Genomic DNA, 24,751 nt, shown 5'->3' on the forward strand with positions numbered 1-24,751 from the left:
AATGCGGATGCACATCTCTTTTTGCACCAAATTTATTAGTGCTGAATATAGATTTAGCATTCATGAAAAGCAAAGTATTTTTTGTCGACCTGAAAGTACGCAGAGATTGTGAAAATACAGTCCAGAAGATCAAAAGGCTTTACGATACGGCAGGTTTTGACAGAATAATCGATGAAGGCGAACTCACCGCCATTAAACTGCATTTCGGGGAAAAGGGGAATGAAGGCTTCATAAATCCGGTAAACGTTAGACAGGTTGTGGATAAGATCCATTCCTGCGGTGCCAGGGCATACCTTACCGACACGAACACCCTCTACTCAGGATCCCGCAGGAATGCAGTGGACCATCTTACAACGGCAATTGAGCACGGTTTTGGCTATGAGGTCACCAGGGCACCATTGATAATAGCAGATGGATTGCTGGGCAACAGTTTCCGGCAGATACCAATCAAAGGGAAACATTTTGATCATGTTAAGATAGCAACCGAACTGCTTGAATGCCAGAGTATGATAGTGATGTCCCATTTCAAGGGCCATGAACTTGCAGGGTTTGGAGGCGCTATCAAAAACCTGGCAATGGGCGGAGGATCTGTGGGAGGCAAAATGGAGCAGCACAAGGGCCTTCATCCGGAAATTGATGCAGAAATTTGTAACGGATGTGCCACCTGTGTGGAAGTATGCCCCTGCGATGCAATGGAGATTAATAATGACAATATATCCACAATAGACGACGACAAGTGTATAGGCTGCGGAGAATGCATGACAGTATGCCCTGTTGAGGCGATCGGGTTTAATTATGAAAATATACCGGATTTCATGGAAATGATGACCGAATATGCCCTTGGTACTGTTGCCAGAAGGCAGAATAAAATAGGCTACATGAACTTCCTTGTCCGTATCACACCGGAATGTGATTGCGTGCCCTGGAGCGATACACCTCTTGTACCGGATATCGGCATCCTGGCCTCCACAGACCCTGTGGCTATCGACCAGGCAAGCCTGGACCTTGTAAACAAACAGCAAGGATTTACTGCATCCAAACTGGAAGAGAATATGGAGCCCGGAGGGGACAAGTTTACAGGTGTCTGGAAGAACAGTATGGGAGATATCCAGTTAAGTCACGGAGAAGAAATCGGGCTTGGAAATCGGGATTATGAACTTATCGAAATCTGAGAAGTAAGGACAAAAAAGAGGAGTTTTTGCAAATTCTTCTGATGATAATACTATTATTCTATGTATATACTATAATGCAGCAAACATCCTTATGAGTGAATAGCAGATTATTGGTGAATACTACAGCTTTCAAAAAATTCACCATTGTTAAAATATCAAAAAAATCGGGACGCATCTGATTGCCCGACAGCTAACGGAAGATGAAAATGAGTTACAAGATTGGAATTATGGGTGCTACCGGTGCGGTAGGCAGAGAAATTATCGAAGTATTGAGTAACAGGGATTTTCCAGTAGAAGAATTGAGACTCTACGCATCACAGAGAAGCGCCGGTAAGGTAATGGAGACTCCCTTCGGAGAAATTACCATCGAAAATGCAGACATGGTAGACTACTCGGAACTTGATATTGCCTTTTTCGCAATAAGCGGCTCGTGGAGCAAGGCAAATGCCAGAAAGGCAACGGATGCAGGATGCTACGTGATCGATAACAGCAGTGCGTACAGGTATGATGATAATGTGCCACTTGTGGTCCCGGAGATCAATGCCCATGCTATCGGGGATTCAAAGCTGATTGCAAATCCCAACTGCACAACCGCAATTGCGGCCATTCCGCTGTATGCCCTCCATAAAGAGTATGGTCTGAAGAAGGTCATCATCAGTACCTACCAGGCAACCAGCGGTGCAGGAGCCGCTGGAATGAATGAATTGATCAATGAGACAAGGAATTATCTGGAGGGCAAGGAGGTCAAAAATGAGGCTTTCGTCCATCCCATTGTTTTCAATACGATCCCTCATATCGACAGTTTCCAGGAGAACGATTACACCCGTGAGGAGATGAAGGTTGTCTGGGAAACCCACAAGATATTCGAAGAGCCGGACATCCCCATCAGCTGTACATGCGTGAGGATCCCGACCCTCAGGGTCCACGGGGAAAGCATTGTTATCGAAACTGAAAAACCAATTTCTCCGGCGTCTGCCAGGAAACTGCTGGCATCAGTTGAAGGTGTTGAATTGAAGGACGACATCGAGAATAACGTGTACCCGATGCCCCTGACAGCCACCCAGAAATGCGATGTGGAGGTCGGCAGGATCAGGCAGAACATCGTGTTCGGTGACCACGGGCTGGAATTCTTCATCTGTGGGGATCAGATCCTCAAGGGTGCCGCCCTGAATGCAGTACAGATCGCAGAAAAACTTGAGTTGAATTGAGTTGAGTTGAATATAAAAATAGAGGGAGATCCTGTGAGTTAAGGATATCCCCATCAGTTCTTTTTTCTGTCTTCAATTCTCCTTCATTAAACAGAAATAAAGGGGAGAAAACACCCCTAAGGTGCTCACAACTTACATCTGTCTTCTCCTGAAACCAATATACATAGCACCTACTGCTGCAAGCACCAGTACGGTTCCAACAATGTCAGCACCCGAGAATGATGAGCCACCGGAATTGTCATTTCGCGGGTTTTCCTTGGTCATCTCATAGCCCTCCACGTAATCACTGCTGGATTCTGCTGACTCGGATGTTGGTTGTTGTGTAGATTCACCGTAACCCCCATCCGAAGTACTGGTGGTCTGGTTTGAGGCTGAACCGGTGGTTGAAGTGTTCACTATCTGTGCACTGCCCACACCACCACTGCTGAAGGAGGTTGAAGAAGTAGACGACTTTTCGGATGATCCGATTGCAGCTTCCAACTGTTCCTTGTATTTGTCCATCGTTTCCTGATCTACAACATCAGCACCTGGGACAGACATTATTCCATCTACATAATCGTCCAGCAAAGGGTTTCCGCAGGTATGATGACAACATGCAGCACCATTTTCAGCAACTGATTCTACATATTCACTAACAAGGGTTTCCTTTACTTCATCGGATGGTTCCCAGTAACCTTTTCTTATGGCTTCAATCATTCTTCCGGAGATCGACTGATAAGCTTCTGCATTATTAGCATCGAACCACTCATTCATATCTTCATTTACATATAACTCATAGGTCTCCTGCCATACACTATCATCCACAAGTTCAGGATTGGAAACTTCCCATCCCCACAGGTTGTCCACAAACTCGGCCATCATGCGTCCTCCGGAATAGCCGGATTCCTGCATGCCATCCATCCATTTAGGATTCCAGTAACGTGAACGCAGGTTTTTCATCAGGTATTCCTGCATACCCGCCATGGTGGCTGCATCCGGATCACGGGTGTCGGAGACGTACATCTCAGGAGTAGTACCCGAAACATACCGTGTTGCAAGATTCAATGCACCGAAGTACTGGAAGAAGTCATCATTGTCCAACGTATCATAAAGATTGGATGAATCCGAGTGGATTGAAGCATCCACATTACGCAGGTTTGATGTGAGCAACTCAGAACTTTTGAAGCCCCAGAGATCGTTTCCGTATACATATCCCATTTTCTCAAGGTATATTTCAGCAATCTCACCTTCATCATTCCAGGAACCGCTTGCGCCAATTGCATTACCAGTTCCGATCTCATAGGTGCCATCCATTACGGCAAAGCATCGCATGTTAGCAAGTTGACGTGCAAGCTCATCTGCTTCCTCCTCAGTCATTTCCTTTGAAAACTGTGCATATAGTTCATCATAGATGGCAGATGTACTCTCATTCACATAGTTTGAATAATTTCCTGCAGGTGCTTCATTTGCCATTGCAACAGCATGGTCAAGCATCTTGATCTTGCCAGGGAAAGCGTCACGCATACCCGCAGTAGCATAGACAATATCAATTCTGGGTCTTCCCGGATAGTCACCATAGGAAGGCTGAAGTTCTTCTTCAGGTATCACTTCAAACTTACTCAGGTCAATTCTGCCGTTGGCGTCCCATCCCGGTTTTATACCAAGTAAGTAGAGGGCTTCTGCTTCCAGGGTGCCATGATCCCTTATGAATTCCACACCAAAACGCGAGAAGGACACTTTACGCGGATATTCACCATGTTTGTCATGATAATCCGTGAGCATCTGTTCTGCAAGGTATTTACCCAATCTCCATGTTGCTTCGGAAGGATATAACTGCGGATCCACTCCATAGAAATTCCTGCCTGTAGGCACTGCAGAAGGATTCATCACCGGATCTGTACCTGGCCCGGGTTCAACATAACCAGCCGAAAGTGCAGACATAACCCTGTCCATCTCAGCTGCCGATCCAATTAGCCTGTCCCTGTAGACAATACCCCTTTCCAGATCACTGGAAACTGAAGCATTTATCGCATTGTATACACGCATCTGGGAATCATTCACACTGGTACCATTAGTTACCACTTCCCAGACCAGTTGATTTACCTTAGTATCATTTGAAGGAATGCCAAGAGGATATTCACTTTCTGGATAGAAGGCTGCACTTACGTTTTCTTCAAACTTGTTACCCATCATGGCCCGAACCATACAGGAAAGTTCATCCTTTTCTGGATCAGTCATGTTGGTAGATGGTACCTCTCCCAAAACATGCATGCCATAAGGGATGTTTTCTCCCTCTACTTCTTCCACATATTCATGGAGTACATTCTTGATGAAATCCCCAAATTCAGTGGTATTATAATTGTAAAGTTCAGTGACATTCAGTCCCAAATCCACACTCAGGTTCAGATCAACTATTTCATCAATTATATCAACCTGATAAGCCTGTTTTGTCTGTTCACTCATTTCCGGTCCATAGTATGCCTGCATGAGCTGGGATAGGTTGGCAATTTCACCATAACTACCGGACCTAACAAGGGTAGGTGTCAGGTGGTCGATGATCAGTGCATTGCCCCTGTATTCCGCTGTAAGGCCTTCCCCGACATTAGCAACTATATATGGGTAAATATTGGGTAAGTCCTGCAACAATATGGGTGCCCATTCTTCAGTCCTGTTGAGACCATATGTCTGCCCTGGCAGCCATTCATGAGTACCGTGTGTTCCGAAATGAATTATGGCATCAGGATTCCACTCTTTGTTAAGCCAGAAGTAAAATCCAATATACTGATGGGGCGGTGGTACAAGTGCACTATGATACAGGGTATCATCATTCTGCATCATTCCACGTGCAGGCTGCGGCATGAGCCAGACATTATCATATTGTACCGCCGGTATAACCAGATATTTGCCGGTCTCATTTTCCCATATCATCAGGGATTTATTCTGTGGTAAATCTTCTTCCCATGGAGCGCCCCATTCTTCTATCACCTGATTCTGAAGATTTTCAGGAACTTCCTGTTCAAACCATTCATGATAGGTTTCCATAGGAATTAACTGCAGTCCCCATTCAGTCCTGTTTTCAACCATCTCATTCATTACTCCGGGTGCCCAGGAACCGGCGTTTATTCCCTGGGATTGTAATTGTTCAAGCAGGACTGAATTATTTTCAGGGATATTAGAAACCGTATAATTATTGGAATCCATTCTTTCAAGCAAAAGTCTCATGCTTGTTATGGTATCAAGGTAACTGGCCCCGATATTATCCTTACCTGAAGGATAATTATAGTAAATCACAGCAACTTTCTTGTCCTTATTTTCCTTAAGTTTTAGATTAGCCCATTTAATGGAACGATTGCTAATCCAGTCAATCTGGGAATCAAGGGGAATATACCGGGTACTCTCACTATCCGGATCATATACAGCATTACCTATCAATATGTATTCGAATATCCCATCCACGTTGGGTGCAATGGTCTTATACACCATCTGGGAATTGGGAATACCCCTGTTGGCATCCGCAGGATCAGGATTTGTGGGAACATCGGCAACTATACCCCGCAGCACTGACACATTAAGGGCTTTAAGTTCCTCAATTCCTTTTTCATTGTCCCAATAATTCAACCTGAAACTTTTTAGAGATATTACAGATTGAACAAGCGGTGTACCGTTCTCATTACAGTAATATTCGGTAATATTATTGAAGGTATCAAAACCAACCAGCACATTGCAATCCTTGTTTTCAATATCCTCTATCAGGGCATTTACAACATCCAGTTGTTCCTTTGTGATATCCGATCTATGGAACCACATTCCTATAGTGGGCTTTTCAGGATCATAACTATGATTGTCTGCAGAAACATTGGAATACCATTGAATATATTCCTCGGTTGTCTCAAAGAAACGTTTCTCTGAACCAGGATGATAGAGACCTACCTCAGGGATAATATCACTTTCACCCGAAATTTGCCACCCCTCGGTCAGGAAATTCATTTTTCCATATTCCTTTGAAGAATAGATCAAAAGGTTTTCAGCATTAATCCTGCCAGAAGAACTTTCACCCATATTAGCATAATACAGAGCAATCGTATCATTTTCCGACCCATTGGATACATAATCAAAAAAGGCAGGGGCGTTTCCTGAGTTTATGTCAAGCAGGGAAGAGCCGTTGTCATGTGCCTTAAGGAAAGTGCTGTTAAATTCACTGTCATAACCTATCATGTCACAGAAGATGACATCCTGTGTGGAAAGAAAAAAAGAATCAGAAGCATTGTGAAGTTCATCACTCATACCACTCCAGTCAGGTTTATAGGAAGGTATATATGTGAAATTTATGAATTCTGCATAGGGATTGGTAAGACTTGCCTGCTCAATGGGTTCATTATGAGTGTAATAGACATAAGTGAAGTTCAGCTGTGGCCACTCATCTGTAATTTCCGGATGATTACCATAGTTCCTTGAGAGGTGAAGCAAGAAGTTCTCAGCGCTCTTCAATCCGTTTCCTGAAGATTCCATATTGTTATAATAGTTACATATAGGATCATTGACAGAACCATTTGAGACATAATCAAAATATGCAGGTGTTAAACTAGATTTTACATCAAGCAAAGATGTACCATTTTTATGTGGTCCGTAAAAAGTATTGTTAAAGTCCTCATCATACATAATCATGTCACAGAATATAACATCCTGAGTAGATAGAAAACCTGAGTCAGAAGCATTGCTAAGTTCATTACTCATTCCGCTATAATCAGATAGATAAGAGGGAATATAAGTAAAGTTTATAAATTCAGCATAAGAGTTGGTTCTGCTTGCTTTGGAAAGTGGGGTGCTCGAAGAATCAGCTATATAAGTAATATTGATCATGGGCCAACTGTCAGTGACCTCAGGATGGTTGCCATAATCCCTTGAAAGATGTATCAACAGGTTTTCAGCACTTTTCCTTCCTGAATATGAGGAACTATCCATATTATTAAAATATGTGCATATTTTATCTTCTGCCCACATTTCTTCTGTCCCATCAGGTTTGTAATCAAAGTAAGAAGGAATACTGGATGACCTAATAGCTAGTAAAGAGGTTCCATTCATGTGAGCTGCATATAATGTATCATTTAAAGGTTCCCAGCTAGGTTCCCACAACATATCACAGAAAATGACATCCTGAGTCAGCAGAAACTCGTTTAAACCGTTGGTTGAAGCATTTTGAATCTCATCGCTTACCTCCCATTCGTCATATGCAGGCACGAAAGTATAATTTATCTGGTCAGAATAAGGATTTTCCAAAGAAGCATTTCTCAAAATCGATTTTTGATCTTCAAGACCTATATATGTGATATTAATCTGTTCATCTGCCGATACCGCCGGCATTGCAACTGCCAGCATAATCAATATGCTTAAAACTAATAGACTCATCTTTGTATGTTGCATATTATCGCCTCGATAGTATGCCACATCCCGGGTCCCTGTTTGGTAGCAGAACCGGGATGTGTACATTTACTTTATTATAATAAATTTAATTTGTTCTTCGATTCATAGCATATTCCATATTTATGAAATAAAGAAAAAAACACCCAAAGGGGTGCTCATCACTTACATCTGTCTCCTTCTGAAACCAATATACATGGCACCTACTGCTGCAAGTACCAGCACGGTTCCCACAATATCAGCACCTGAGAAGGATGAACCACCGGAGTTATCGTTCCTTGGGTTTTCCTTTGTCATTTCATAACCTTCCACGTAATCACTGCTGGATTCTGTGGAATCGGGTGTTGGATCTTGTGCGGATTCACTATACCCACCATCAGAACTGGAAGTTGTCTGATTAGAAGCAGTGCCTGTACTTGAAGTGTTCACTATCTGTGCACTGCCCACACCACCACTGCTGAAGGAGGTTGAAGAAGTAGACGATGATTCAGAAGATGTGGTAGCCTCATCCATTATCTCTCTGTATTTTTGAGCTGTTTCCTCATCAACGACCCCGGGCATTGAGAGATAACCATCAACATAATCCTGCAGAGCCGGATTTCCACAGGTATGATGACAGCAAGTAACATCTCCTGTTTCGGCGATTGATTCCACAAATTCACTAACAAGGGATTTTAATTGTTCATCAGATGCATCCCATCCATTTTTACGGGCTGTTTCCAGCATCCTGGCATTCATAGACTGGTATTCATATGGATTTGTCTCTTTTATCCATTCACGGTTTTCACCTGTGAAATATGCGTCATACACATCATTCCAGACATGATCCGCAATAAGATCGGGATGCAGAGCCTCCCATCCCCAGAGATTCTCAATAAAATTACCCATTTTACCTGCACCCTCAAAGCCATGCTGTTGCATACCTTCAAACCAGGTTGGGTTCAAATATCTTGTTACTATCTCCCTGGAAAGATAGGTGCTTAGAGTCTCTATCTTTTCAGCATCTGGGTTTTGCAGATTCATTACGTATGTTTCCGGTGCCATGCCGGAAGCTTCACTGACCACCAGATTCAAACCGCCGAAATACTGGAAGAAATCGTCCGTGTCCATTGCACCATAGGTGTTAGAACTACGGCTGTGGACAATCGCCCCGACATCTTCCAGATTGTCATTAAATACATCTTTATTGTCGATTGAATCATCCGCTACATCCCACTGGCTGGCAATTTCCTCCATACTTTCTCCCCAGACATACTCACCATAAGCATTGCTCATCCTGTCCATGTAGAGGTCAGCAAGTTCTGTGTTGTTTTCCCAGGTATCACTGGCCGAAACAGCATTGGACATACCCGTTCCGTAAGAACCATCTGCAGGGCCAAATATCCTGAGCAAAGCAATGTTCATTGAGGCAGTTTCGTTCTGCAATGTAGCATTTAAACCATCATAGATATTGTTGGTGTTCTCTCTCACGTAGTTAGTGTTGTCCGCCGAATCATAGGAAATGTATTCAGCTGCAGGTCGCTCTTCATCCTTAGTACCATCATAGCCGTTATCCGGTGCGTTGTAGGCGAGATATACCGCCTTGTCTATCAGTTCCACCTTGTGAGGGAAACTGTCTCTGTAAAGCCCTGATATCTGGACAAGCACATCTATACGTGGACGATCCAATTCAGAAGATGGAATGAGTTCTACATCCTCCACCTTATCACCACTGCCCCATACAGGCCTGACACCCAGAAGATAAAGAATTTCTGCTTCCATCACACCCTCATGACGAGTAGATTCTCCGGCCCATAGAATGAATGCTGCTTTACTGGGATAAGCATCATCTCCGTGTTTTTCTTGATAAGCATCCATCGTTTCATTGGCCATCTTCTTTCCGAGCTCCCAAGACTGTTTTGTCGGAATTAGCTGTTCATCAAAAGCATAGAAATTCCGACCGGAAGGTAAAGCATCAGAACGTTGTATTGGGTCTCCACCCAAATTGGGTTCAACATACTTGCCATCCATAGCCTTGAGTAACTGTTGAAGCTCGTCTTCAGTTAAAGATAATTTATCAGAATATTCGGTTGCTTTGGACAGGTAATTGTCCATTGTATCAGAGTTATTGCCTTCTCCCAAAATCTGCAATTGGGCGTCAGTTGAAGATGTATTCTGATTCAGAACAAGATCCAGAAGTAAAACCGGAGCTTTTTCTGAAGTATTGTATTGTGCAACTTCATCTTTGAAATCCTTACCTAACATGGAACAAACCATTTCACTTAGTTGTTCTCCTTTTGGAGCCTTGCCTAATATATGCAAACCATAAGGCATTGAAGTTGTTCTCAATTCTCTGAGCACATCATCAAGTTCATCCAGAAAATGATCTCGTAAATCTTCATCTTCTGCCTCTGCATATGTCATGTTTATTCGTTCATCAAGATGTAACTCATAAGTCAGATTCACGATTTCTTCAAAACGTGTTTCCTGTGTATCTGGATCCGAGTCAAGTGCATGGTATTGTGAGATTTTTTCATTCAAATCTGTATAGTTACCATAACTCCCAGACATTACAACAGGCGGTATCAGATGGTCTATTACAACTGCACTACCCCTGCGTTTGGCTTGCATACCTTCTCCCATTCCATCCATTACATAAGGATAGACAACCGGGATATCACCGACCATAAGAGCCGGCCATTCTTCGCTGAAAAGACCGAACTCCTTACCCGGCAACCATTCAACCGTGCCATGTCTGCCCATATTAACCATTACATCGGCATCAAAATCATTCTGCAACCAAAGGTAGAAAGCAATGTACTGATGATGGGGCGGAAGATCAGCATCATGATAAAGGGCATCAAGATCATCAAACCATCCACGTGTGGGTTGTGGGGCAAGAATTACATTGTCACTTATCTCTATTTTGGGAATTACCACGAATCGGTCACCTGAATCATCTTCATAGACCATTATTTCACCGGGAGCTTCACCCCATCTATCCGTTACTTCCTTTCTTCGTTCTTCAGGAAGAGTGTCAAACCATTTTCTGTAGGTATGCTCGGGAATTAGTTCCACCTTGTTAGTTTCCACAAGATCTTCCAGTTCGCCGGGTGCCCATGTACCTATATTCGTACCCTGTTTCACGAAAAGGTCTACAAGTTCGGTTTTGTTGGGAATGCTCGAACTTTGTACATCGTAACTTTCGTTTGCCATTGCCCCAAGTAGATTGCCGATACTTGGTACAACTTCCAGATACGAGGCACCAATGTTATTCTTCCCAGCACCATGGTTATAGTAGAGGACTACGACTTTTTTATCAGAATGGTCTTTTGCAGAGAGATTTGTCTGAGCTTCTGCCCGATCAACAAGCCACTCAACCTGAGTATCAACAGGTTCATATATTTTATTACCCTGTGAATCGAATTCTGTTGAGGCAATCATTATCGGATCTATCCAGCCCCAGGTTTCAGGCCTGTATAATCTTATCATATAAGTATTTGGCAATGGTGAGCTTGTCTCTTTCCATTCGGTCAGATTCATGTAACCATTGGTAACCGTATTCATCACCGGTACACCCAGATTTTCTATATCGAAATACTGACTGCGGTAGGTGGACGATAGAATAAGGTCCACTTTGGTTTCAGGAGTATGATTGAAGAAAGGATCCACATAATCACTGCTGGAACCATAACATGCAATGACATTCATATTTCTTGATTCAAGTTCAGCTATGAGAGAATCAAATGGGCCCATACGTTCCGGATAATAGGAGCTGTAAAACGTGAGACCAACGGTTGGTGAATTTTCATCAAAGGCATGCCCATCTTCCCTGTTTCTATACCAGTCAAAATACTCTGTTGAATTTGATGTGAAATTGGATTTCTCCGTCATATTGGGATGATAGATAGCTTTTGGAGAGCCATCCGGCGCTTTTACGTCAAGATCATTCCTATCCACAAATGTTTTGGCAAGATAATAGATCATATTATCAAAATTGGATTCCTCGGTAGCTCCGTATTTCCAATAAGCTTCAAGTATTTCTATAATTTCGTCCCTATCATCCAAGAACTCAGCAGGAATGTTTTCCGTCAGAGCAGCATTATCTGTAATAACAATTGTTCCATTGGATATTGCCGAATCTACCTCATTTTCAATTTTACTGGCACTATCTGTAAACATTTTTGCATAAATTACATCAACATTACTCAAATCGGTTTCATCATCAATTGTAGATGGCAAATGGTATGAAACACTTAAATTAAGAGTTGAATCATTGTTGATCCTGCCTACCAAACTTTCTAACTGAGGTTCGTAACTTGAATAACCCGTTATTATGGAAACATTGACCAGAGGATATGATGAAGATGTAGCGAGACTTTTTAACAAGACTACATTACTGGATTTATTGTATTCATTCCCCATACCAGTACTGTAAGTACGACCTGATATGTTATAACCATCAATATAAGAATTGATCCAATTTTCATCAATCATGGAAGATGATGAAATTTCTAGGGATTGATTGGTAAGGTCGGAACCGTTTACCTCAACATCAATCTTTCCTTTGTACCACTTCCATTCACCCCTGCTTTCAGAATAATTGGCGGCATATAGTTCATATTCACCAAAAGGAATGTCATCAAGGACAAAATTACCATTCTCATCACTGGTAGTGCTTAAAACAAAATTGGATGATTCACGAGTTAGAAGAACTACATTACTGGATTTATTGTATTCATTCCCCATACCAGTACTGTAAGTACGACCTGATATGTTATAACCATCAATATAAGAATTGATCCAATTTTCATCAATCATGGAAGATGATGAAATTTCTAGGGATTGATTGGTAAGGTCGGAACCGTTTACCTCAACATCAATCTTTCCTTTGTACCACTTCCATTCACCCCTGCTTTCAGAATAATTGGCGGCATATAGTTCATATTCACCAAAGGGAATGTCATCAAGGACAAAATTACCATTCTCATCACTGGTAGTGCTTAAAACAAAATTGGATGATTCACGAGTTAGAAGAACTACATTACTGGATTTATTGTATTCATTCCCCATACCAGTACTGTAAGTACGACCTGATATGTTATAACCATCAATATAAGAATTGATCCAATTTTCATCAATCATGGAAGATGATGAAATTTCTAGGGATTGATTGGTAAGGTCGGAACCGTTTACCTCAACATCAATCTTTCCTTTGTACCACTTCCATTCACCCCTGCTTTCAGAATAATTGGCGGCATATAGTTCATATTCACCAAAGGGAATGTCATCAAGGACAAAATTACCATTCTCATCACTGGTAACATTGTTAATTTTCATCATATTTTCAGAAGCCGATACCGCCGGCACTGCCACTGCCAGCATAATCAATACACTTAAAACTAATAAACACACTTTTCCATATCGCATATTATCGCCTCGATAGTATGCCACATCCCGGGTCCCTGTTTGGTAGCAGAACCGGGATGTGTACATTTACTTTATTATTGTCAATTTTACTTGTTTATTTTCATACATTTCTTCTTCTTTGAGTAGAAAATAAAGAAAAAAGAACACCCAAGAAGGTGCTCAGAACTTATATCTGTCTTCTTCTGAAACCAACATACATGGCACCTACTGCTGCAAGTACCAGTACGGTTCCAACAATGTCAGCACCCGAGAAGGATGAACCACCGGATTCCTCATTTCTGGGGTTTTCCTTGGTCATCTCATAACCCTCCACGTAATCGCTGCTGGATTCTGCTGACTCAGATGTTGGTTCCTGCGTAGATTCACCATAGCCCCCATCCGAAGTGGTGGTGGTCTGGTTAGAGGCTGTACCCGTGGTTGAAGCATTCACGATTTGTGCACTGCCGACACCACCGCTGGTGGAGGAAGAAGACTTGGAAGTCTGTGAATTTGCAGGTTGTGTGGCCCCATCCATCAACTTCTTATAAGATTCCTGGTCTTCAGCACTAACACCCGCAACAGACATCATACCTTCAACATATCCATCCAGTGTGGGGTTACCACATGTGTGGTGGCAACAGGTCACACCATTCTCAACAACTGATTCAGTATATTCCTTTACTAAATTGTTGAGAACCTCATCGGATGCTTCCCAGTAACCTTTCCTCTCGGCTTCAATCATCCTTTTAATAGTTGACTGATAGGCATAAGCATTATCACCGGATTTCATAAACTCGTCAACACCAAGATCATATTTGTCTTCCACATAGACATCATAGACCTCATCCCAGTCGGAATTCTTGACCATATCAGGTGTTGTTACATCCAGTCCCCAGATATGCTCAACGGTCTTCATGAATTCCCTGGCGCCTGCATAATCGTACTCCATCATACCGGAGATGAATTTGGGATTGAAAAGCGTTGAACGGATATCCTTCCTGTAGGCCTCTTCATATGTGATTACCTGCGGGTTATCCACATTTTTGAAATCGGCAACATACATCTCGGGAGTATCGCCAGAAAGGGATCTCACAGCAAGCCCGAGTCCTCCAAGATACTGATAGAAATCGTCGTTATCAATGATTCCGTAGAGGTTGGAAGAATCACTGTGCATCGCAACCTTCACATCCTGGAGATTCATCCTGAAGACATCTTCGTAGCTGTCTCCCCATACATCCTGTCCGTAGATATTGGACATACGGGAAATATAGAGATCCGCCAGTTCGTCCTCACTGTCCCAGGTGTCACTTGCGGTCACTGCTCCAGGCAGACCGGTTCCATAGGCTCCAGGTGACTCACTGAAAATTCTGGAGCGGGACAATGCGAGGGCAGTACTTTCATTGTATCCTGCTTCAAGCAATGCCTCTTCCATTTCCAGGGAATTCGCCCTCACATAATTGGTTTCATTGCTTTCATTAAGAGCTGCAACGGTACGCACCGCCTCATCTATCAACTGAAGATGATTCGGGAAAGTATCCCTGTAAAGCCCGGAAGGAGTTACAACTACATCAATTCTTGGATGGTCCATCTCATCCTGTGGAATTACCTCGAACCCAGAAATATGGCCATAGGTTCTGGTCGGTTCAACACCCAGGAGGGAATAGATCTGCGCCTCCATCAAACCCTGATGACGCATTGTCTCAACTGCCCACAGGACGTAGGTTACTTTTTTTGGATATGTATCGTTGTGAGTGGATCTATACTGTTCAAGCATTTGGTTGGCAAGAATGCCACCCAACTCTACAGTTTCTTCATCCGGAACGTCGCGCGGATCAAAACTATAGAAGTTCCTTCCTGTGGGAACTGCATCCGGATTTCTGATAGGATCGTTACCTGGTCCTGCTTCAATGTAGCCTCCATTCAGAGCACGGAGTGTCTGATCAATTTCACGGGTGGTATTCTGTAGAGCCGCGGAATAATTGAGTGCCGTATTCAGGTCTGCAGTGACGTTGGAATCAGTCTTTCCCAAAACATCCTCCTGAGCCTGTGATACATTTGTACCGTTGAGCAAGGTGGCATTCAACAGATCAGTAGCGTGGTAATTGGATGCGTTCTCCCAATCCTCTTCATGCCATTCATCATTAGGATTAGTTTCTTTGATGACATTCACTATGTGGTCGATGAAAGCACTACGTAGCATGGATTTGACCATGAACACAAGTTTGTCATCCTCAGGTGCAACACCGAAAACATGGAGCCCAAGAGGCATAAGGGTCCCCTGCAGTTCATGAAGGTAGTTATGCACGTCATTTGTGACAAAGTTCTCAAATTCCGTGTCATTCATGGAACGCATTTCTTCAGGAGTAACACCAAGGTCGTACTCCATTGAAAGGTTTTCATATTTTTCAATTGTACTGTTGCGATAAAGAGCCATATTCACAGTATCATTAGCAGTTGCTGCCTCTTCATATTCATGTATTTTGTCATGAATCTCGGCAAGTTCCCCATACAGACCTGAATCTGTTATCGGAGGGGTCAGATGGTCTATAATTACCGCATTACCCCGGCGTTTGGCCTGAGTACCCTCTCCAACATTGTCCATAATATAGGGGTATACTACAGGTGTATCAGCTACCATTATGGACGGATAATCATAGCGCCATAACCCCACTTCCTTACCCGGCAACCATTCTTGTGTGCCATGGGTTCCGAAATGGATCATTGCATCTGCATCATAGTCCTGATTGATCCAGAAGTATGTGGCCAGATACTGGTGAGTAGGTGGAAGGTCCTTGTCATGATAGGTCACCGATTCATCCGAGAGGTCTCCTCTGGTGGGCTGGGGTATGAAATTGATATTACCCATCTGGACTGTAGGTATGACAAATTTATTATTATACACCATTATGTCACCCGGAGCTTCACCCCATCTGTCTTCAACGTCATCCCTTACGGATTGTGGAAGGGTGTTGTACCATTCCATATACTCGTCGACAGGCACAAGCGTGACATTACCTGATTCAACGACCTTTTCAAGCTCACCGGGGGCCCAGGAACCTACATTTCTGCTCTCGATGAACAGATCGATGAACTCACTGCCGTTTGGAATACTGCCATTGCCTGTATCATAACCACTGCTATTCATTTCATCAAGCAACACCTCGAAACTGGAAGCTATATCCAGATAACTGGCACCAATGTTGTTCTTACCACCTTCATGATTGTAGTAGATGATGCTGATCTTCTTATCCGAATTATCTTCATTGCCAAGTTCTGCCCAGGAGATGGCACGGTCACTAATCCAATCAACCTGCGAATCCAGAGGTTTGTAGTAATATTGTCCGGTTTCTGAATCCTGTACTCTGCCTGCTACCCATATGTAATCAATCAAACCCTCAAGTTCCGGCATCGTAACCTGGTATGATAGGGATGAAGTGCTCAATCCATGCACACTTGCATTGTATTCATCCGGTGTATGGTAACGGTCGAGTAATCCCTTTATTACAGGAACATTATATTCATTCATGGACTCAATTCCCAGAGCAGGGTCGTTGTATTGGAAATTGAATCCTTTCAGCGATATCATGGAATCCACAAGAACCGTGCCATTATTGACAAAGTATTCAGATGTGTCGTCTGTAATTACCTTATAAGTTGAAAAAATTACATTACAACCCTTGGATTCCAGATTCCTGATTAGCTGGTCTTCCGTATTGAAAGCAAGAGAATTCTTTTCAATATTATAACTGGCTATTATACCAACGGTTGGTGCGGATTCATTGTATCCATGGTATTCATACCATTTAAGATATTCACTACTATTTTCGAACACCTGCGGGAATGCATCTGGATGATAGATACCATGGTCAGGTATAGATGGCTGGAAGGCTTCAGAATATTCAATATAGGCACCTTCAAGAGTGGAACCTACAGAACGTATCCAGTGTTCCATGTTGGAGTAACCATTGTTGTACAAATACTCCTTCATAAAGCTGTAAGGTGGATTTGCCATATCAAAGGTGGCAATGCCATAACCATCATCCATACCAAACATTCCTATCTGGGCACCATTGTCCTTGGCATCCAGCAGCACATCTTTGAATTCCGTAATCTGTGTGCCACCTATCATGTAAAGGATAATGACATCCTGATCGGAAACATCGGTCAGATTTGCAACCGCTTCCGTTCCGTCCATAACCGTGACATTGAAACGATCGTTTATTACAGCCCTCTCCGAAAGGACATTGTTGAGATGGGAGATACTGTTATCGGAGTTAACTATATAAGTCACATTAATTACTGTATGTACTATTTCAGGATCAGAGATGGTCTCACCAGCCCATAGCTCACTGAATTCTTGCCCCATGAGCCTGAGCATGGATTCCATATTGGCATCCCCGCCCTGTATCCAGTACCTTTCGATGTCAGTATATTCATCCGAATACAAGTCGACATTGGGTACGGTTATATTGGATGAAAGGTTGTAACCCATAACCATTGCACCGCCTGCTTTGGCAGATTTTATACTGGAAGTCCATCCGTCTACCACGGATTCATTCTGTGACTCGATGAAAATTACTCCATAGTCGGAGAAATCGAAGTCTGCTGGTGCAGGATTGTCCTTGGTGAAAATGGTTATGTCCAATTCAGAGGAGATGCTGGCATCCAATGTAGCATTGTTCAGGGCAGCCTCATTAAAGTCGGTACCCAGAACAAACAGGTATTTACTGCTGTCTACTTTTGCATTATTAAGAATATTTTCCACCAGTTTGGGAGATTCGGTTGCAAGATAAGTCAGCAGGTTTTCCGCATTCTCAAGACCTTCACCTTCAGTTCCCATATTGCTGTAATAGGTGGCAACAGGGTCACTGGTAGTACCATCGGAATGATAATCGAAGTAGGAGGGGGGAGTATAAGCTCCCATCGGGTCTATACTGTAGATGACAGTACCCTTATCATGCGCTGATTTGAGAGTGGTATTTACTGTGGTGTTATCAGTAAATGCATCATATATGCCCTGACAAACAATAACATCTTGGGTTTCAAGGAAACCACTCTCTGAGGCATTTATCATTTCCTGGCTTATACCTGAATCTGAATAATCGATGAAGGTATACTCAATCAGATCACTGTGATCATTACTCTCACTGGCTGTCTGAAGGGCATCATTTGCACTGTAGGAAATGTAGGTGACCTTTGACTTCATTGTGAGATAGGTCAGCAGGTTTTCCGCATTCTCAAGACCTTCACCTTCAGTTCCCATATTGCTGTAATAGGTGGCAACAGGGTCACTGGTAGTACCATCGGAATGATAATCGAAGTAGGAGGGGGGAGTATAAGCTCCCATCGGGTCTATACTGTAGATGACAGTACCCTTATCATGCGCTGATTTGAGAGTGGTATTTACTGTAGTATTATCAGTAAATGCATCATATATGCCCTGACAAACAATAACATCTTGGGTTTCAAGGAAACCACTCTCTGAGGCATTTATCATTTCCTGGCTTATACCTGAATCTGAATAATCGATGAAGGTATACTCAATCAGATCACTGTGATCATTACTCTCACTGGCTGTCTGAAGGGCATCATTTGCACTGTAGGAAATGTAGGTGACCTTTGACTTCATTGTGAGATAGGTCAGCAGGTTTTCCGCATTCTCAAGACCTTCACCTTCAGTTCCCATATTGCTGTAATAGGTGGCAACAGGGTCACTGGTAGTACCATCGGAATGATAATCGAAGTAGGAGGGGGGAGTATAAGCTCCCATCGGGTCTATACTGTAGATGACAGTACCCTTATCATGCGCTGATTTGAGAGTGGTATTTACTGTAGTATTATCAGTAAATGCATCATATATGCCCTGACAAACAATAACATCCTGAGTTTCAAGGAAACCACTCTCTGAGGCATTTATCATTTCCTGGCTTATACCTGAATCAGAATAATCGATGAAGGTATACTCAATCAGATCACTGTGATCATTGGTCTCACTGGCTGTCTGAAGGGCATCGTTGGGAGTGTAAGAGATATAAGTTACTTTTGTTACTTGTTCTTCTGCCGATACCGCCGGCACTGCCACTGCCAGCATAATCAATACACTTAAAACTAATAAACACACTTTTCCATATCGCATATTATCGCCTCGATAGTATGCAGCACATCCCGGTCCAAAAGCCCGCCAGCCGACGGGTCGGGATGTCACCACAATATTTTCAACTGAAATTTATCCACAATTTCTCCTTACATATAATCAATAAACTTGCTTTTATATGACAAAAAAATAAAACGGGTTATCCTCCCGATTCATTTTTCCCTTCAGGTACATACACAACACGCCCGTCTGCCAGCTGATAGGCCGTACCCAGCGCCTCACCGGAACCCCCGCCGATCTGTTCGGTCATATTGAGCACTTTGATTTCCTGCCCCTCTTTGGTAATGATCTGCATGTCTTCTTGCCCGGGGTTTTTCACAATGGTCACATCATCCGTAGGAGACAGCAGTTCCGGCAACTGGAATGACATCACCAGAGCCACCAGCAGAGCCACGGAGAAGACCATGGCTATGTCGAAAAGGTTGGCCACGCCTGTTAAGGGGTTCTGTTCATCTCCTTCATAAAGCAAACCGCTTCGCCTGTATTTCTTTTGCTTCCTCATTCCTCACCCTCCATACACTCAAGCAGATAATTGATATCAGCCATATCCTGCCAGTACCATCTTTTACGTACCACGGTCAGGACATATCCTACGATACCGGCAAACAGACCGAGTACCGTTGTCGCAAAAGCCACCATAAGATTATGAGCCAGCTGGAGGATGTTGCCTTCTGCAAGTCCTATAAGAGCCGGACCGAGAGGAATAAGGGTACCCATAAGACCAATCATAGGGGCAACCGTGGAAAGGATCTTGGTATACTCGAGGTTCTTGGTCATTCGCACTTCATACTCCTCGGAAAGCCAATCGATAGATGTGGCAGCACTGCTGCCAAGATGGGCAGCAGCATCCCGGGCAAATGACATTACAAGGGAATTTTGCTTCAGTTCACCCAGGTGTGTAGCGGCAAAATCAAAATCCGAGGATTTCACGGAATCCTGCACCCTTTTCCCCACATCCTCAAGCTGGGTGACATTGCGATGCCTCTTGGAATATTCGGAAATGAACTCACCAATCAGAGCCAGAGATGATACAACTGCTAACAAAAGCAGTATAATAACAGGATACAATAGTGACGAAGAAACGGTATACATTATCTGGAATAACGAAGAATCTATTGCCATTTTTTATTATCACTCCTTAAATTAATACTGGGTTTTGATACGATTAAGTGCAAAGCCGGCCGTTATGAGGATTGCAAAGCCGATGAAGGGTATGATGTCAAATTCCGGGCCGCTGAAAGTCGGCAGACCCAGCTGTTTTGCCTGCATGTAGGCAGGGGCAATTACTGCACCCATCAGGTAGAACAGACCCAGAAACGTCATGGCATTTCCAAGGGTTGTAGGGTCTTTTTTGAATCGCCTGAAAACCAGGGAAGAGGAAATGATGGACACGAAAAAGATGACACCTACCCCAAGTCCCAGAAGTGCACTGCTGATCTCAACAGTATTGGAAAGCAGCATGATTGACATGAAAAGGGCAGCAAGGCATACCGGACAGGGAAGGGAGATCACAAGGAAGGTCTTATGGGATACATCCACCCCGCAAGTCCATTTTTTGGATGTGTATATACCCACACCGAGAAGTAAAAGGGCCATCACAACGTGCAGCCCCATTCCAAGCTGGGAAGCAGTCAGCAGGTAGGATATATCGACATAATTAAGAATAACACCTATTATTACTGATAATACAAAATACATCCCTGCAATGCCAAACAACTGCCTGCGATTGATAGTCGAACATCCACATCCCACTCCGGCCTTAACTGCAAATACAGCTATTGCCAGAAGGATCCCTACAACCGTTAAATATACTGCACTCATTGATATACAACCACCATTATCGGGAAGATGAAACTTACTTCATATATTTACTATGTCTTCTGCGGACCAATAATTAATTCACTTGAACTGTTAACAAATCAATCACACTTGCTATATCGAATATATCCATACCATATAAAAGAAAGTTTTAGGATAACATGTGTAACCCATTTGGGTAACATAGATTGATCATTTATGAGAAAAAAGAGACTATCCTGAAAGCAATTAATATAAAAATAAGGTAATAACTGGGTATTAAAACAGAAATCTCAACAATATGTCCAAAAGACTAATATACAACACAACATCAAATGCAGCGGCTAATGAAAGAACTTATATGCCCAAAATGTGGCAGTACTACTCACAATCTTTATGAAAATGTGTGCAAGAACTGTTTTTTCAAACAGTTCAAGCTGGCCGAATTAGACCCGGTCATAAGCACCCAGATCTGTGCCAGATGTGGCTCCAAATTCGAAAGAGGACAGTGGACAGATACAAAACACGATACAAATACAGTACTCGAGAAAGTCGAAAGCGAATTGTTGCTTCATGAAAACGCAGACATAATTGAACTTGGGTTTGAACCTCAAAAACTGACCCCCTACCAGTATATTGTTAATGTTTACATCCAGGCAGAAATCTACGGCATGCCTCTGGAAGAAAAACTCACCACCGAAGTTCGTGTCCAGCGCAGTGTCTGTGATGCATGCAGCAGAATAGCTGCCGGCTACTATGAAGGAATCATCCAGCTTAGGGCAAGTAACAGGAACCCTACGGATGATGAAAAGAAAAAATGTGATCACCTGGTCCGCGAAACCCTTACCCGGATGGAGAAAAAGGGAGACAGACTGGCTTTTATTTCAAACATGTCTTCATCAAAAGAAGGGACAGATTACTATATCGGCTCCTCCGGTGCCTGCAGGCAGATCTGTAAAATTATAACATCCAAACTCGGAGGAGAGCATCAGGAATCCCCCTCCCTGTTCAGCCAGCGGGATGGTAAGGAGCTCTATCGTGTATCCTATGCGGTACGCCTGCCAAAATATGTTCCCGGAGATATCCTCTATTTTAATAATCAGGTATTGCAGATAAAAAATTGTGATAAGAAAGCCAAATGTATAGATCTGCAAACCGGCAAGAAAGTTATCGCATCCATAGAAGATATAGAAAAGGCCGAGTTTCTGGGGGTATACAATGATGCAAAACGGGCTGTACTGGTGGCAATTGAAGATAATTCCATAATGGTACTTGATCCCACAAATTACCAGACAGTGACTCTCAAGAAACCCTTCTTCCTGACTGCCAGCGAGGGAGAGGAAATTCCGGTACTCAAGACCGAATATGGCATGATACCCATCCCTGAAGAGCTTAAAGCATGAAAGACATCCTGGTAATTGGATACAGCAGCAGGAATATTGCATGTTCTGCAAGCAAGGCAGGTTATAATGTATATGCAATAGATGCTTTTTGTGACCGGGATCTGGAATATAATACCTGTAAATGCCATGCTTTGATGGAAGAAGATATCCATGAAGTGGAAAGGGAAGAAATTGTCCGTATAATGGACAATTTCGAAAAGGATTTTGACGGAGTAGTCCTGGGGTCGGGGTTTGAAAAAATTGACAGGGAAATCTTTGACTGCCCCGTCCTGAATAATTCTGTAAGGCAGATGGAAACCGTATCGGATAAGAAACGTTTTGCAGAAGAATTACAAAAAATTGGTATTCCCCATCCTCAAACCCATGCAGCTACGAATCCTCCACAAATAGACACCCCCATGATACTCAAGCCAGCAATTGGAGGCGGTGGGGTCTTCAATAAAATAGTAACCAGTGCAGATGAATTGGAATATCAGATTGACGATATATGCAAAGCCGGAAATTTCAAACCAGAGGAACTTATTCTGCAGGAATTCGTACACGGCACTGGAGCAAGTGTATCCATGACAAGTAATGGAAAACAGGCTACTGCGATAGCGGCTAATGAGCAACTTATAGGAATTCCCTGGCTTACAAACATGCCATTTGCTTATTGTGGAAATATTACTCCAATGCAAACACCCCACGAAAATGAAATGATCGAGATCTGCGTAAAATTATGTAAACACTTTGAACTGAAAGGTTCCAATGGAATGGATTTTATAATTACGGAGAAGGGACCCATGGTACTGGAAATAAACGCCAGGTTCCAGGGTAGTCTGGATAGTGTGGAAATTGCAACAGGAATCAACTTATTCCAGACACATGTGGATGCATTTAAAGGAGTGTTGCCCAAAAAACCGAAATACCAGCGGTGGGGAGGGAGAACTATACTGTATGCATCTCAAAAACCGGTTACTATCAGCAAACAAATATCTGAAGTCTTTGGAAGGGGGCGTTTTGCAGACATCCCGAAATCCGGCTATGAGGCATACCCGGATGACCCGGTTGTTTCAATTCTGGCAGAGGGTAATTCCAGAAACGATGTACTTGGATATATGAAAGAACAGGCGAAAATGCTGCATAAAATACTGTAATTCAATCCCATAATTATAAATAATATGAAAGGGAGAAAACGTAAACTCTACTTATTACTAATTCCTTTCCATGAGGCGATCAATTGATAGATTTAAATGACCCTGTAGTACGAGGATACCTGATACAGCTGCTTGGAGAAGAAGGAATCACAATGATTGAAAACATGCCCGAAGGTGAAGTCACCGACGAGGAAATAGCAGAGGCTACGGGCGTGTTATTGAATATTGTTCGAAGAAACCTATTCATAATGAACGAGAATAAACTCGCTGTATGTCGCCGGGAAAGGGATTCAAGCAGCGGCTGGTTGACATACCTCTGGCAACTTGACATGGATGACATAGACACCCAGCTGACAAAAGAGAAGAAAAAACTCGTTAAGAACCTTCAGGCCCGCCTGGATTTTGAAGAGGATAACGTATTTTATGTCTGCCCGGAAGGTTGCATCCGGATTCTATTCAACAATGCAGCGGACTGCCATTTCCTTTGTCCGGTATGTGGTGAGGACCTGACATTCCAGGAAAATACGGAAATGGTTGATACACTAAAAGAAAGACTTACTGCCTTGCAGGAAAGTTGAGCAATGATCTCTTATATGGATGCAATACAACTACTGAAAAAAGAAGGGTGCTCCGAAAAAGTAATCCAGCACTGCATTGAAGTATCAAGGGCATCCGAAGAGATTGCAGAAAGGCTTCAAAAACGAGGCTATGATGTCGATATCGAACTCGTCAGAATCGGTGGGCTTTTACATGATATCGGAAGAGGTACCACACACGGCATTATGCACGCAGATACCGGTAGCCGGCGTGCAGCTGAATTGGGCCTCGATGAAAAACTAATAGCTATTATAAGAAACCATATTGGTGCAGGTATCCCTGCAGATGAAGCAAAAGAGATGGGGCTTCCACCACAGGATTATATCCCCCTTTCCATGGAAGAAAAAATAGTTGCTCATGCGGATAACCTTGTGAAGGGAACAAAACGCATATCCACAGAGGGGCGTATCAACCGAATGAAGAAAAAAGGTGTCGGTAAAAGGGCCATGGAAAGAGTTCATGACCTTGCCAAAGAACTTGGAATAAGGCAACTTTAAAT

Annotated in this window: 12 protein-coding genes; 6 read left to right on the top strand and 6 right to left on the bottom strand. The window is 43.0% G+C overall.

Annotation, left to right across the window (positions count from 1 at the left end; translation table 11 throughout):
- Positions 1-62: 62 nt before the first annotated feature.
- Together MMAH_RS05860 and MMAH_RS05865 are read left to right on the top strand one after the other, a co-directional pair.
- Positions 63-1,172, top strand: a complete 1,110-nt coding sequence (locus tag MMAH_RS05860) for a DUF362 domain-containing protein (protein WP_013037619.1) — start codon at positions 63-65, stop codon at positions 1,170-1,172.
- Between the two features lie 206 nt (positions 1,173-1,378).
- Positions 1,379-2,380, top strand: a complete 1,002-nt coding sequence (locus MMAH_RS05865) for an aspartate-semialdehyde dehydrogenase (protein WP_013037620.1) — start codon at positions 1,379-1,381, stop codon at positions 2,378-2,380.
- A 132-nt stretch (positions 2,381-2,512) separates the two neighbouring features.
- On the opposite strand, the gene MMAH_RS05870 is transcribed toward MMAH_RS05865, so the two are convergent.
- The 6 genes from MMAH_RS05870 to MMAH_RS05895 form a co-directional block, all read right to left on the bottom strand.
- Positions 2,513-7,780: a cobaltochelatase subunit CobN gene (locus MMAH_RS05870; protein WP_013037621.1), complete on the bottom strand. Its 5,268-nt coding sequence runs from the start codon at positions 7,778-7,780 to the stop codon at positions 2,513-2,515.
- A gap of 162 nt (positions 7,781-7,942) precedes the next feature.
- Positions 7,943-13,141, bottom strand: a complete 5,199-nt coding sequence (gene cobN / locus MMAH_RS05875; protein WP_245526202.1) for a cobaltochelatase subunit CobN — start codon at positions 13,139-13,141, stop codon at positions 7,943-7,945.
- Between the two features lie 211 nt (positions 13,142-13,352).
- Complete coding sequence (locus tag MMAH_RS05880) at positions 13,353-19,256, bottom strand: cobaltochelatase subunit CobN (protein ID WP_245526203.1); 5,904 nt, start codon at positions 19,254-19,256, stop codon at positions 13,353-13,355.
- 202 nt (positions 19,257-19,458) lie between these two features.
- Positions 19,459-19,821, bottom strand: coding sequence for a DUF2149 domain-containing protein (locus MMAH_RS05885; protein ID WP_013037624.1), 363 nt, complete (start codon positions 19,819-19,821; stop codon positions 19,459-19,461).
- Positions 19,818-20,441: a MotA/TolQ/ExbB proton channel family protein gene (locus MMAH_RS05890; protein ID WP_013037625.1), complete on the bottom strand. Its 624-nt coding sequence runs from the start codon at positions 20,439-20,441 to the stop codon at positions 19,818-19,820. Before MMAH_RS05890 ends, MMAH_RS05885 begins: the two co-directional genes overlap by 4 nt.
- Before the next feature lie 21 nt (positions 20,442-20,462).
- Positions 20,463-21,140, bottom strand: a complete 678-nt coding sequence (locus MMAH_RS05895) for a DUF2162 domain-containing protein (RefSeq protein WP_013037626.1) — start codon at positions 21,138-21,140, stop codon at positions 20,463-20,465.
- Positions 21,141-21,463: 323 nt separating this feature from the next.
- On the opposite strand from MMAH_RS05895, the gene MMAH_RS05900 reads away from it, so the two are divergent.
- The 4 genes from MMAH_RS05900 to MMAH_RS05915 all read left to right on the top strand — a co-directional run bounded on the left by MMAH_RS05900 (position 21,464) and on the right by MMAH_RS05915 (position 24,749).
- Positions 21,464-22,519, top strand: a complete 1,056-nt coding sequence (locus tag MMAH_RS05900; protein WP_013037627.1) for a 60S ribosomal export protein NMD3 — start codon at positions 21,464-21,466, stop codon at positions 22,517-22,519.
- Complete coding sequence (locus MMAH_RS05905; protein WP_013037628.1) at positions 22,516-23,655, top strand: ATP-grasp domain-containing protein; 1,140 nt, start codon at positions 22,516-22,518, stop codon at positions 23,653-23,655. The genes MMAH_RS05900 and MMAH_RS05905 overlap by 4 nt, the downstream gene beginning before the upstream one ends.
- Positions 23,656-23,738: 83 nt before the next feature.
- The gene (locus MMAH_RS05910) at positions 23,739-24,233 is read left to right on the top strand and encodes a transcription factor (RefSeq protein ID WP_013037629.1); all 495 of its coding nucleotides are present in this window, start codon (positions 23,739-23,741) and stop codon (positions 24,231-24,233) included.
- A gap of 3 nt (positions 24,234-24,236) precedes the next feature.
- Complete coding sequence (locus MMAH_RS05915) at positions 24,237-24,749, top strand: TIGR00295 family protein (protein WP_013037630.1); 513 nt, start codon at positions 24,237-24,239, stop codon at positions 24,747-24,749.
- Positions 24,750-24,751 lie beyond the last annotated feature (2 nt).

The organism is Methanohalophilus mahii DSM 5219, from assembly GCF_000025865.1.
GTDB lineage: Archaea > Halobacteriota > Methanosarcinia > Methanosarcinales > Methanosarcinaceae > Methanohalophilus > Methanohalophilus mahii.